A 12730-nucleotide genomic window follows, 5' to 3' on the forward strand; every position below is an offset into this window, starting at 1 on the left:
ATCCGCGCCCGACACGACAGCGCGTCACCACCAACCGGTGCTCGCCCCGATTTGCCGGCCGAGCTCAGGGGCCATGGTCCGCATGTAGGTGGGGGTCAGGTGGTGAGCATCGCGGTAGATCAGGACGTTTCCTTCGACCGCCCGGCAGATGTGGGGTCGGCATATCGCGTCGGACATGTCCAGCGGCTTGAGGAGCGGGAACTGCGCGACGAAATCCAGGGTCGTATTGTGATCGGACAATACGTCGGACCGCTTGATCCCGCAGGAGTCCGCGTTGCCGCCCTTGGCCAGACAATCAGCGGGGTTGAACGGTTGGCCGTCTCTGACCAACCATGGGGTGTCTCGAATGCCCAGGATCGGAATATTGTTGTCGGACAACGTTTGCCAGATCCCAATGTAAGTTGCGGGCATCACGTCGCCCGACTTGATGTTCCACGGCCGCGTCGACGTGGTGAACACGTAGTCGGGACGGTCGGTGACCAACTTGGCCATCGTCGTTTCCACCCATTCGCGGCACTGCGGATAGGGGGCGTTGTTGCCCATGATCAGCGGCACTTGCTCGGTGGACAGCGCGCAGCCCATCTTGAGGTATGTCACCACCTTGAAGTGGTGCATACGACCGAGCAGGTCCAGCGCGGTCAGCCAGTGTTCGGCGTGCGATCCGCCGGCCAGTGCGATGGTGCGCGGAGCATCCGTATCGCCGTATGTGCAGTTCACGACCGCCGGGTTGAAGAAATCGCTGATGCAGCCGTCCCTGGTCGACGCGGGTAGGTCCTCCTTGACTTCCAGCACGGTGGGCCGCATCCGCAGCTTGGGCACTCGCACGTGGTCAGTCAGGGCGCGCGCGCCGGGATAGTCCAGCGAGCTGAGTCCACTCAGCTCTTTGCCCGAAGCCCGCGCGACAATGACGTGCTCATGCCAGGTGAACGAGGTCGCGGTGAGGGTGACGCCCAGCAGCGCCACCAGCGATCCCAGCGCGATTGTCGGGCGTCGCAGCCGTAACCGCCAGGGAACCGCTGTGGCCGTCGCGGTTGATTCGGCGGCGGATGCGCGGTACCGCAATGGGTCCTCGACGTGGCGCATGGTCAGGTAAGCCAGCAACCCAGACGCCAGCAAAACCGCCGTGCCCTCGACAAAGTTGGCGCGGCGATGGCCGGTGTAGGAGAGCCAGAAGATGAGCAGTGGCCAGTGCCACAGGTATAGGGAATATGCCATCCCACCCAGGGTCACCAGCGGGCCGACTCCCAGCAGTCGATTGGGCAGCGGCATCCGATCGCTGGTATCGGGGCGGCCTTGCAGGTTGGCGCCGGCCAGGATCATCAGCATCGTGGCTCCGACGGGTACCAGCGCCCATGGGCCGGGGAACTCTTTGACACCGTCGATCAGCGCGCCACACGACAGAATCGCTGTCAGCGCGACGGTGGCAACGATGGTGCGCAGCCACATCGGCCAGCGGATGTAGGGCACCAGCGCGCCGACGAGCGCTCCGAGCAACAACTCCCACGCTCGCGCAAAGCTGTTGTAATAGGCAGCTGCCTGGTCGGCCTGATGGGCGACGATCGCGTAGCCGAACGACGCCACCGTCAGAGCGCCCAGCAACACTACAAACATGGCGCGTAGCCGGGTACCGAGCGGGCGCCTGAAGAGAAATGCGCAGCCGGCGACGAGAAGCAGGAAAGCGACATAGAACTGGCCCTGCACGGACATCGACCAGATGTGTTGCAACGGGCTCACAGCCTCGCTGGCACGCAGGTAATTCGAGGCGGAGTTGGCGAGTTCCCAGTTCTGGTAGTAGCCCAGGCTGGCCAGGCTCTGGTCGGCGAACGTCTCCCACCGGGTTTGCGGTTGCACCAAGACGGTAAGCAGCGCACACCCGGCGAGAACGACGACCAGAGCCGGAAGCAGCCGCCGGACCAGCCGGACCACCTCGGTGACCGGTGACAGTGACGCGTTGAGTGCGGCGCGGAGCACCTTGCCGCCGAAAAAGAAACCGGACAGCGCCAAGAAGACGTCCACCCCGCCGGAAACCCGGCCGAACCACACGTGGAACACGGCCACCAGCGCGATCGCGATGCCGCGCAAGCCGTCGAGGTCGTAGCGATAGAAACCGGTCGTTCGGGTCGAGGTGAGCGGTGCCGCGGTGGCAACCGGTGCGGGAGGCGGTGACAGGCTGATCATGATCGACAGCCAATCTACCCAAACCCGCCGCCCGTTTCCCTACCGTGAGCAGCAGCGCTGTCAGCGAGGGAGCGAGTGGCGGGTGTAGGGGGGCTACGGAATTACCGCGTGGGCGCGACGACAGTCGGCTGCAATGGCGCCTGCTGTACCGGGGTCAGTTGCGTGGGTGCCGCCTGCACCGGCGCCTGCTGCACGGGTGCCTGCTGCGCCGGTGCCGGTTGGCCGGGCAGAGTCTGCACCGGCGCCTGTTGCACGGGCGCCTGCTGCGCCAGCGCCGGTTGACCCGGCAAAGTCTGCAGGGGCACCTGCTGCGCTGGTGCCGGTTGGGCGGGCAGGGTCTGTGCCGGCGCCGGTTGCAGGGGCAGGGTCTGCGCCGGCGCCGGTTGCACTGATGCCGGCTGCGTCCCGAGAATCCGAACCAGGTAGGGCGCCATCCCGTTGCTGCGCACCGGCGAGACCTGGACGACGTCGCCCACCTCCACCATCTGCCCGTTTCCGAGGTACATCGCGACGCTCTGCGTGCCCTCGGGGCCGTAGAAGATCAGGTCGCCCTTGCGTGCTTGCTGCGGTAGGACCCGTTGGCCGACCTTGTACATCTGGCCGGACGAACGCGGCAGCTTGAGCCCGGCGCCGGCATAGGCGTACTGGATCAGGCCTGAGGCGTCAAATCCGACCGTGTTGATGCCCGTGCCGGTACCGCGAGTGGGGCCCGTGACGCCGCCGCCGGCCCAGGAGAACGGCACGCCGCGTTGCGACAGGGCGCGCGCCACCACGGTGTCGGTGGCCTGTTGGTAGTCCATCGGCCTGGTGGCGGGATCCGCGACGGCGATGCTCGGGACGGCCGCCATCGGTGCAACCGTGATAGCCACACCGAGCGCGAGGGCGTAGATGCGTTTCATGGGGATTCCAACCTCCTCGGCCCACTTGTGGGCCCTCTTACGATCCTGTGTGCTTCGGCGCGATGACCGCCGCGTCGGGCCTAGCGCCGCTGCATGACGCTTGGGAAGTGAACCAGCCGGTCTAACCCGCTGTATTCACACCAGTCACTACAGACACTTTGACAACAGAAGTTAGTAGTCGCCAGAGCCACGAAGCAACCTTTGTCGGACCGTGACCGGACGGTGACTGGCGCGCTCAATCTTGTATGGGCAGTTGTGATTTGGGTCTCACCGGCGTTGCGGCCGCGTGATCAGTCAGACACCGGCGTCAGTGCCAGTACCGCTCACTGAAGCCGGTCATTGCATAGCCCAGCACAGAGGTAACGGTGATGACGCCGATCGCGATGATCGGCCAGAACGACATGTACCAGCCCTTCAACATGGACACGAACGGGCCGATTACCGCAGCGGATATGGCCGCGCCGATGCCACCCCACATCACCGGGTAGATGTAGTAATTGATGCCGTATGGCACCGGTGGGCAATCCTCCGCCAGGCACACGTTTTCGGTGAAGCCGAAGAGTCGCGTAGGCCAGCTGGTCATCGACACCAAGATGAGCAACACCCCCAAGATCGCGGCGGTGCAGACCACGTCCCAAGGTGCGATCCGCAGCTTGAGTACTTGTGGCGCCCGATCGCCGGAGTCGTCGGCTAACGGCGGGGATTCCGCGTCCGGGCTTTCATCGTGCTGATTCGGCGAAGCCATGGCGCTTAATGCTCCCCGATAGTTGGCGATTGCGCGACCCACGCGATATGCGTGGCACTGCTCGGGCTGCGCGGCCTGCACTAGTGTCGGTCCCCATGTTGCGTCCTGGGCTCACGCCCGAGCAGATCAGCGCGATCGACGCCGCCCATCTATGGCATCCCTACAGCACCATCGGCAGTGCAGCCGTCCAACCTGTGGTGGCGGTCGCGGCCCGCGGCGCCTGGCTGACGCTGATGCGCGACGGCACGCCGGTCGAGGTGCTCGACGCAATGAGCTCCTGGTGGACGGCGATCCACGGGCACGGCCACCCCGACCTGGACGCGGCGCTGGCCAACCAACTGCGCACCATGAACCACGTCATGTTCGGCGGTCTGACCCACGAGCCGGCAGCCCGGCTGGCCAAGCTGCTGGTGGAGATCACCCCGGCGGGTTTGGAGACGGTGTTCTTCAGCGACTCCGGTTCGGTGTCGGTGGAGGTCGCAGTGAAGATGGCGCTGCAGTACTGGCGCAGCCGCGGCCGCCCCGGCAAACACCGGCTGATGACCTGGCGCGGCGGCTATCACGGCGACACCTTCATGCCGATGAGCATTTGCGACCCCGACGGCGGCATGCATTCGCTGTGGACCGATATTTTGGCGCGGCAGGTGTTCGCGCCACAGGTACCACGCGACTACCAACCTGGCTACAGTGCCGTGTTCGAACAGCAACTCGCGCAGCACACAGCCGAGCTGGCCGCGGTGGTTGTCGAGCCGGTCGTGCAGGGCGCAGGCGGCATGCGGTTCCACGATCCGCGCTATCTGGCCGACCTGCGCGACATCTGCCGTCGCCACGAGGTGTTGCTTGTCTTCGACGAGATCGCAACCGGCTTCGGCCGCACCGGGGAGCTGTTCGCCGCCGACCATGCCGGGGTGAGCCCGGACATCATGTGTATCGGCAAGGCGCTGACCGGCGGATACCTCAGCTTGGCCGCCACCTTGTGCACAACCGAGATCGCGCACACCATCAGCGCCGGTGAGGCCGGTGCGCTGATGCACGGTCCCACGTTCATGGCCAACCCGCTGGCCTGCGCGGTATCGGTGGCCAGCGTCGAGCTGCTGCTTGGCCAGGATTGGCGGTCGCGGATCGCCGAGATCACCGCCGGACTGACCGCCGGCCTGGAAGCCGCCCGGGCGTTGCCCGCCGTCACCGATGTGCGGGTGTGTGGCGCCATTGGCGTGATCGAGTGCGATCGACCCGTCGATCTGGCTGTTGCCACTCCGGAGGCACTGGACCGCGGCATCTGGCTACGCCCGTTCCGCAACCTGATCTACGCGATGCCGCCGTACATCTGCTCGCCCGCCGAGATCGCGCAGATCACGTCGGCGATGGTCGAGGTCGCGCGCCTCGTAGGCTCCCATAAGATTTAGCCCAATGAAGGCACCCATCGAGACGTCACCGCTGGCCTGGTTGGAGGCGGTGGAGCAGCAGCGCCGCGAGGCCGGGCTGCGTCGCTCGCTGCGGCCGCGTCCCGCCGTGGCCACCGAACTGGATCTGGCCTCCAATGATTACCTCGGTCTGTCGCAACATCCCGACGTGATCGACGGTGGTGTGCAGGCGCTGCGTGTGTGGGGCGCCGGTGCCACGGGCTCGCGACTGGTCACCGGCGATACCGAGCTGCACCAGGAATTCGAGTCCGAACTCGCCGACTACGTGGGCGCGGCTGCGGGCTTGGTGTTTTCCTCGGGATACACCGCCAACTTGGGGGCGGTCGTCGGTTTGTCCGGCCCGGGGTCTCTGTTGGTGTCCGACGCCTATTCGCACGCGTCGCTGGTGGATGCCTGCCGACTGTCGCGGGCCCGGGTGGTGGTGACGCCGCACCGCGACCTCGACGCCGTGGACGCCGCGCTCGGTTCACGTGACGAGGAGCGCGCCGTCGTCGTCACCGACTCGGTTTTCAGCGCCGACGGCGCGCTGGCGCCGATTCGCGAGTTGCTGGATGTGTGCCGTCGCCATCGTGCGCTGCTCATCGTTGACGAGGCACACGGTCTTGGTGTGCGTGGTGGCGGGCGTGGGCTGCTGCACGAGGTCGGGCTGGCGGGTGCGCCGGATGTGGTGATGACCACGACGTTGTCCAAGGCACTAGGCAGTCAGGGTGGGGTAGTGCTTGGGCCCTCCGAGGTGCGGGCTCATCTGATCGACGCGGCCCGGCCGTTCATTTTCGACACCGGACTGGCACCCGCGGCAGTCGGGGCGGCGCTGGCCGCGCTGCAAATCTTGAAGGCCGAGCCGTGGCGGCCGGCGGCTGTTCTGCGGCACGCCGGCGAACTGGCTCGGACCTGCGGGGTATCGCAGCCGCCGCAGTCGGCGGTGGTGTCGGTGATCCTGGGTGATCCGGACGTGGCGCTGGCCGCCGCGACTGCCTGCCTGGACGCCGGGGTGAAGGTGGGATGCTTCCGGCCGCCGACGGTGCCCGCCGGGACGTCGCGGCTGCGGCTTACCGCGCGCGCATCGCTGGATGCCGCCGAACTCGAACTCGCTCGACGAGTCCTCACTGACGTTCTTGCGCGCCGTTGACCGTCCTGGTTGTCACCGGGACCGGTACCGGCGTCGGCAAGACTGTCGCCGTTGCGGCGCTGGCATCTCACGTGCGCCAGGCCGGGATCGACGTGGCGGTATGCAAGCCGGTTCAGACGGGTACCGCCACCGGCGATGATGATCTCGCCGAGGTCGCCCGACTGTCCGGGGTGACCGAGCTCGTCGGGCTGGCGCGATATCCACAGCCCATGGCGCCGGCCGCCGCGGCCGAGCAGGCAGCCATGGCGTTACCCACCCGCGACCAGGTGCTGGGGCTCATCCGTGGCCTGGATCGTCCGAAACGGTTGACCCTGGTTGAAGGCGCCGGCGGACTGCTGGTCGAGCTCGGCGACGCTGGCCTTACCTTGCGGGATCTCGCCGTCGACTTGGAAGCCGCTGCCCTGGTGGTGGTCTCCGCTGAGCTGGGCACCCTCAACCACACCGCGCTAACACTGGAAGCACTTGCCGCACAAGGTGTTTCGTGTGCAGGCCTGGTGATTGGCAGCTGGCCCGGGCAGCCCGGGTTGATCGAGACCTCGAACCGGGCCGCGCTGGGCTCGCTGGCTGAAGTGCGTGCCGTACTGCCGGCCGAGGCGACTTCGTTGGACCCGGCGGACTTCGCGGCCATGAGCGCGGCGGCGTTCGAGCGCGACTGGGTGAATACGTTGGTCGCCTGATGGTGCATTCGATCGAGCTGGTCTTCGACCGCGATACCGAGGCGGCGATCCGTCGCACCTGGGCGGACCTCGCCGCCGCCGGAATCCCCAGCCAGGCGCCGGCCAGCCGCCCCCACGTCACCCTGGCCGTTGCCGAGCGGGTGGCCCCGGAGGTCGACGAGCTGCTGAGTCCGGTCGCCGCCCGGTTGCCGTTGCGCTGTGTTATCGGTGCACCGGTGTTGTTCGGCCGGGCCAACGTCGTATTCGCGCGGCTCGTGGTGCCGACGAGCGATCTGTTGACCTTGCATGCCGAGGTGCACCGGCTGTGCCTGCCGCATCTGGCGCCGGCGCCGATGTCGAACAGCCTGCCCGGTCAGTGGACCGGACATGTCACGCTGGCCCGCCGGGTCGGTGGCCCTCAATTGGGTCGGGCGCTGCGCATTGCGGGTCGGCCATCGCAGATCAACGGCCACTTCGCTGGCTTGCGCCGTTGGGACGGGACCAACCGCACCGAGTATCTGATCGGCTGATCTAGCCGCCGAACAACAGATACAAGCCGGTGAAGGTGTAGCCGACCATGACCAGCATCATGGTGAGCTGCCCGGTGAGCTGATGGCCGTCGGGTAGCAGCCGCAGCGCTTTGTCGTGAGCCGCGATCACCGCCACGATGTGCCCGGTGACCACGCACGCAACCTTGATCGTCGCCAGCACCGGCGGGTGCATCGACAACACATAGGCGACGTGCCATCCGCGACTCAGTGGATTGGCCAGGGCTATGACGGTCTGCTGTCCACGCTCGACGAGATAGGACAGGTAGTGGGCGAAGATGTAGCCCACGACGATCGGGATCAGCGAGTGTGCCATCTGGCCCGGCAAGGCGCGGCGCTGCTCGGCATCAACTCCGCCCGTCGCGCGCGCCGCGAGCGAAAAGGTCACTGCGACAACGGAAATGAAGACGATCAGCCCCACGGTTCGCAGTGCCGACGAGGCCAGCGTCTCGGGCACATCGTCGACGGCGCGCACTACCCCATCCGAGAAATTGCGCCAGGTCGACGACGACGAATAGCTGTCAAACGCAGTAGACCCGAGCAACACCGACAGCATGACGACAACCCCCGGACGCGCCGGCAGCGACGGCAGGCGGTCAAAAGGGTTGCCGATGACCATTTTTCCGGAATCCGGGTGCCGCCGAAACGGACACAACCGCGATACCGCGAGGCTGTACACGCCGAACGGGTCCACCCGGGCCAACCACCGCTGGCCGCACAACCACGCTCCGCCCAGCAACACCACGGCATAGACCAGCAGCCACACCTTCACCCACGGCAGCGACGCCGGATCTGGACTGGCCAATTCCATCCACACAAAGGCGAAGAGGCCCAGCGCGGCGGGGCGATATCCCCACCCTTCGGGATACGAAAGCCGCGGTTCCCGCAGACGTCTCGGCAGGAGCACATATACCGTGCGCACCGGTGAAATCACTCGCCACACCGGACCTAACACCAGCGAGAGCGGCACCAGCCCGACCCACAGCAGCACATAGAAGGCCCCGAGCAAGCCGTTGGCTGGTGTTTGCGGACCCCACACCCCGGCCAGCACTACCCAGACCGCGAATGCCAACGCCAGACCGGCGGCGGTCCACCGCGTGACGCGCGAATCGACCAGCGCCGTCAGCGCCGCCGGCAACGCGTGGCCGGGCCTGGCCGGATCAAACCGCGGCCGCCGCCACGCAAAGGCCACCAGGGCGAACGTGAACGTCAGCGCCCACGCCGCACCGACCATCGCGTAGGCGTAGGGGACCGGCAGATCGGTCGACCCGCCCAGGCCGTGCGCCAAAACCACCGAGGCGCGATCGCCGCTCACGGGTTCACTCGAATCGTGGCGATGGTGCGCTTGAGGTGATGCAGCTCGACGTCGACACTGCCAGGTACCTCGACGCTGAACTGAAAATTCTGGTTGGGTGCGGCCGCGACCGCGAACTTGTGATCGGGTACCGAGTGCACGTGCAGCTCATCGGTGGCGTCGCTGGTGACCCGCAGGGTGATCTGCTCGCCAACCTTGGCCTGCATTCGGGCATTCGCGGGCTGGACTTGTCCTGAAGCGATGGTGACGTCGATTACCAAGCCTTGTCCGGAGGGCTTCGTCGGCGAACCACCACAGCCAACCAGGCCGGAGATCAGTACCGCTAACCAGGCAGTGACCGGAATGCGACTCGGCATTATCGACTTACCAGGGGACGTTTGTCCTCCGCTGCCTGTTGGGTGTTGGTTTCCCTGTTGATGCGGCCTGCTCCCCACGCAATGGACGCGATAACCATCAGGGTGAGGATCAGCACCACCACCGAGCCGGCGTTGAACAGCCAGACCGGGCTGTCTTGGTCGCGTTCACGCTGCAGGATGGTGATCTCCTGCACGAACGGCCGGGTGCTGGACTCCAGAGCGGGAACCTCGGCGGCGGGAATGGCCGCATCGGCTGGTTCATAGATCGGCACGGCGGTCATGGTGACACCATCTTGGACCCGCAGCAGCGTCTTCCACGATCCCCAGACCGGAACCGGCTCGGTGGAACGGTAGTGGCCCGGACCGACTCGCTCCAGTCGGTCTATCACCAGCCCCCGATGATTCTCGATCTGACCTTGCCACGACAGAATCGACAGCCATTCGGGATTGTCGCTCACCATATTGGGCGGATTGAGCCGTACATCAGCCGAAACCATGCGCTGTCCCCGCGGGCTGGGCAGATCGGTCAAGGCAATGGTCGCGGTGTGCTGCTTTGGCACGACTATGTGCAACCCGTTGGCCACCGCGCCGCCGATGACCAGTACTGTCGCCGCAACCACCGCCATACCGATGGCGCGGCGGGGTAGGCGTTGCCCGCTGAGCACCATTCCCATCAGCGCCCCGCACACGCCCGTCAGCACCGCCACCGGCACTGCCATCGCCAGGGCCTCGCCCCACATGTTGACCGGCCATGGATAGTGGTACACCGCGCCGATCCATAGCGACTCCAACCAAAGCCCCACCGTGCCAACGCCGAGACCGGCAACCGCGCCAAAGGCGATGGGACGCTTGAACAACGGAGTCAATGCAAGCGCCTCGACCACTAGCGCGGGACCCAGATAGAGCGGGAACCAGTTGGTGGGAGCCCCCAGAACGGGGCCCACCAATAGCGCGACGATCCCGCGCAGCCCAATCGCAAAGAGGGCGGCCAGGATTGCCGCGCCTCGTCCCATCGTCATGCGAGCCACCACGAGCCCCAGCGCCGCGACTCCCGCGATCATCATCGGCTGCAGCACCAGCCGGAACTGCTCGACACCAAAGTCATATTCGATCTGATAGACCGACAAGCCGATCAGCAATCCGCCGCAGGACAGGTAGCGCAGGAACACCACGAACGGACGCTCGGAGGATTCCCCCGGAAGCACCCGCCCGCCTTCGTATTCCAGCATCAGCGCCGCAAACAGCGAAAGTCCCGCACCGCCGATCATCATCAAATGCGTTGGTCCCCAAAGGGTGACGTCTTGTCCGAAGAGGCGATGCCAGATGTCGTCGAGCGGAAATCCGATCAATGCGTACAGTCCGCAGCCGGCCATCAGCACACCGCCGACGGGCGCGTGCCATTTGCTGGTGATGCGCACCGGGGCGGGTCCGGGCCGATCGAACGGCAGCACGATCGCCAACATGCCCGCCAGAAATATCCCGAACAGGCCGATGATGATGAAATAGTGCGCGGGATTGGCCAGCGGACCGGGATCGCGGCCATTGCCGATATGCCAGCTCACATCCCAGATAAACCCGAACAGCGCGCCAATGATCGACGTGGTGAATAGCAGCACCGGCAGCGCGACCCAAGGCGGGCGGTGGAATTTCTCGCCCAACCGGTCGGCGAACCGTCCCAGCCAGCTGATGCGATTGCTGCGGTGCGCATGGCCCACCCACAACATCAACAGGGTTATGAGCAACGCGGCGATCGACAGGCCGATCACCTGGTTCAGGCCCGTACCGCGAGCCGGTGCCTCGGCGATAAGCGTGCGTCCCATCGACTCCATCGTGCCCTCCCAACTGCGCCGGGCCGCCCCGGGAGATGTGATCCGGCGACCGCTTCTTACTTCGAGGTAAGTTCAGCGATCCAGGTGGTAGTGCCCCGATTCAAGGCCCGTCAATCACGCGTGTCGTCTGAAGTGTTGGTTCGTTGATCGGAGTCGTCCGACGTGCCGTCGCCCGCGTTTCGGCGGTCTCGGATCGCGGCGTACAAGACCACGCCGACGAGGATTACCGCGGGCAAGAAAGCCGGTATCGCGAGCAACAACCCGTGGTGCGCCAGGTACGCCACGTGCGCCGTGGTCATGGTGTGTGTATACCCCGGCCACAGCCGGAACACCGTTCAACTCAGGCTGCGATGGCCGACCAGCCGGCTTCCGGCGAGTTAGCCGGACTGATGGTCGGGGCTGAAGTTCGCTGAATTCGCTGGTCGTTCGCCTGGAGGCGGTGCGATGGCGGCCATGCGAATGTGCGGACTAGGGCGTGTGCGCCAGGTACCGACGCGTAGCCCGCTACCCTAGCCTCAACACCGTTCGGCTCGGGCCGCGATCAGACTGCGGTAAATCTGCCGAAAAGCAAGGACCTAGGGGAGTACTCGATGACACAGGCGGCTGCTGGACCGATTGTCGACGCCGGCCGGGATGCCGTGAACGCCTCAGACATCCTCGCGGTCGCGCGTCATCAGGTCCTGGACCGTGGTGAGGGATTGACCAAGGACCAGGTGCTGCAAGTGCTGCAGCTACCGGACGAGCGGCTCGAGGAACTGCTGACACTGGCCCACGACGTGCGGATGCGCTGGTGCGGTCCCGAGGTCGAGGTCGAGGGCATCATCAGCCTGAAAACCGGTGGCTGTCCAGAGGACTGCCATTTCTGCTCCCAATCGGGGCTCTTTGCGTCGCCCGTGCGCAGCGCCTGGCTGGATATTCCCAGCCTGGTCGAGGCGGCCAAACAGACCGCCAAGTCCGGCGCCACCGAGTTCTGCATCGTGGCCGCGGTACGCGGCCCAGACGAGCGGTTGTTGGCCCAGGTCGCCGCCGGCATCGAGGCGATCCGCAACGAAGTCGAAATCAACATTGCCTGCTCGTTGGGGATGCTGAGCGTCGAGCAAGTGCAGCGGCTCTCAGCGATGGGTGTGCATCGCTACAACCACAATCTCGAGACCGCGCGCTCGTTCTTCACCAAGGTCGTAACGACGCACACCTGGGAAGAGCGCTGGCAAACCTTGTCGATGGTCCGCGACGCCGGCATGGAGGTGTGCTGCGGCGGCATTCTCGGCATGGGTGAGACGCTGGAACAACGGGCGGAATTCGCCGCTGAGCTGGCCGAACTCGGACCCGACGAGGTCCCGTTGAACTTCCTCAACCCGCGGCCCGGGACCCCGTTCGGTGACCTAGAGGTGATGCCGGCCACCGAAGCGCTCAAGGCGGTGGCCGCGTTCCGGCTGGCACTGCCACGCACCATGCTGCGCTTCGCCGGTGGCCGTGAAATCACCCTGGGCGACCTTGGCGCCAAGCAAGGCATCCTGGGCGGCATCAATGCCGTCATCGTCGGGAACTACCTCACTACCCTTGGCCGCCCGGCCGAAGCCGATTTGGAACTGCTCGACGACTTGCAGATGCCGATCAAGGCGCTCAACGCCAGCTTGTAAAGCAGGACACC

At 65.9% G+C, this 12730-nt stretch carries 12 protein-coding genes; 5 read left to right on the plus strand and 7 right to left on the minus strand.

Features of this window, described 5'->3' with window-relative positions; genetic code table 11:
- Positions 1-24: 24 nt before the first annotated feature.
- The 3 genes from AADZ78_RS11820 to AADZ78_RS11830 all read right to left on the minus strand — a co-directional run bounded on the left by AADZ78_RS11820 (position 25) and on the right by AADZ78_RS11830 (position 3822).
- Positions 25-2178 carry an acyltransferase family protein gene (locus AADZ78_RS11820; RefSeq protein ID WP_085251917.1) on the minus strand — a complete coding sequence of 718 codons (2154 nt, stop codon included), beginning with the start codon at positions 2176-2178 and terminating at the stop codon, positions 25-27.
- 101 nt (positions 2179-2279) lie between these two features.
- A complete protein-coding gene (gene ripD / locus AADZ78_RS11825) occupies positions 2280-3077 on the minus strand; it encodes an NlpC/P60 family peptidoglycan-binding protein RipD (protein ID WP_085251916.1) in 798 nt (265 codons plus the stop codon).
- 307 nt (positions 3078-3384) lie between these two features.
- The gene (locus tag AADZ78_RS11830) at positions 3385-3822 is read right to left on the minus strand and encodes a hypothetical protein (protein WP_085251915.1); all 438 of its coding nucleotides are present in this window, start codon (positions 3820-3822) and stop codon (positions 3385-3387) included.
- A gap of 95 nt (positions 3823-3917) precedes the next feature.
- On the opposite strand from AADZ78_RS11830, the gene AADZ78_RS11835 reads away from it, so the two are divergent.
- Genes AADZ78_RS11835 through AADZ78_RS11850 form a run of 4 tightly spaced genes read left to right on the plus strand, consistent with a single transcriptional unit; the run spans position 3918 to position 7561 of the window.
- Positions 3918-5228 (plus strand): adenosylmethionine--8-amino-7-oxononanoate transaminase, encoded by a 1311-nt coding sequence (locus AADZ78_RS11835; protein ID WP_085251914.1) that lies wholly within the window; start codon positions 3918-3920, stop codon positions 5226-5228.
- Positions 5229-5232: 4 nt separating this feature from the next.
- Positions 5233-6375 carry an 8-amino-7-oxononanoate synthase gene (locus tag AADZ78_RS11840; protein ID WP_085251913.1) on the plus strand — a complete coding sequence of 381 codons (1143 nt, stop codon included), beginning with the start codon at positions 5233-5235 and terminating at the stop codon, positions 6373-6375.
- Complete coding sequence (bioD, locus tag AADZ78_RS11845; protein WP_085251912.1) at positions 6372-7052, plus strand: dethiobiotin synthase; 681 nt, start codon at positions 6372-6374, stop codon at positions 7050-7052. Before AADZ78_RS11840 ends, bioD begins: the two co-directional genes overlap by 4 nt.
- A complete protein-coding gene (locus tag AADZ78_RS11850) occupies positions 7052-7561 on the plus strand; it encodes a 2'-5' RNA ligase family protein (RefSeq protein WP_085251911.1) in 510 nt (169 codons plus the stop codon). Before bioD ends, AADZ78_RS11850 begins: the two co-directional genes overlap by 1 nt.
- A 1-nt stretch (position 7562) precedes the next feature.
- Here the strand turns inward: AADZ78_RS11850 and AADZ78_RS11855 are convergent, their stop codons facing one another.
- The 4 genes from AADZ78_RS11855 to AADZ78_RS11870 all read right to left on the minus strand — a co-directional run bounded on the left by AADZ78_RS11855 (position 7563) and on the right by AADZ78_RS11870 (position 11378).
- A complete protein-coding gene (locus AADZ78_RS11855; protein WP_085251910.1) occupies positions 7563-8894 on the minus strand; it encodes a hypothetical protein in 1332 nt (443 codons plus the stop codon).
- Complete coding sequence (locus AADZ78_RS11860) at positions 8891-9250, minus strand: hypothetical protein (protein WP_085251909.1); 360 nt, start codon at positions 9248-9250, stop codon at positions 8891-8893. Before AADZ78_RS11860 ends, AADZ78_RS11855 begins: the two co-directional genes overlap by 4 nt.
- Positions 9250-11070, minus strand: a complete 1821-nt coding sequence (locus AADZ78_RS11865; RefSeq protein ID WP_204903414.1) for a hypothetical protein — start codon at positions 11068-11070, stop codon at positions 9250-9252. The genes AADZ78_RS11860 and AADZ78_RS11865 overlap by 1 nt, the downstream gene beginning before the upstream one ends.
- Positions 11071-11189: 119 nt before the next feature.
- Positions 11190-11378 carry a hypothetical protein gene (locus tag AADZ78_RS11870; RefSeq protein WP_085251932.1) on the minus strand — a complete coding sequence of 63 codons (189 nt, stop codon included), beginning with the start codon at positions 11376-11378 and terminating at the stop codon, positions 11190-11192.
- A gap of 291 nt (positions 11379-11669) precedes the next feature.
- Here AADZ78_RS11870 and bioB point away from each other — a divergent pair, with 291 nt between their 5' ends.
- Positions 11670-12719: a biotin synthase BioB gene (bioB, locus tag AADZ78_RS11875; protein ID WP_085251907.1), complete on the plus strand. Its 1050-nt coding sequence runs from the start codon at positions 11670-11672 to the stop codon at positions 12717-12719.
- The last annotated feature ends 11 nt before the right edge of the window (positions 12720-12730 follow it).

It is taken from the genome of Mycobacterium riyadhense (assembly GCF_963853645.1).
In the GTDB taxonomy this organism is placed as follows: Bacteria; Actinomycetota; Actinomycetes; order Mycobacteriales; family Mycobacteriaceae; genus Mycobacterium; species Mycobacterium riyadhense.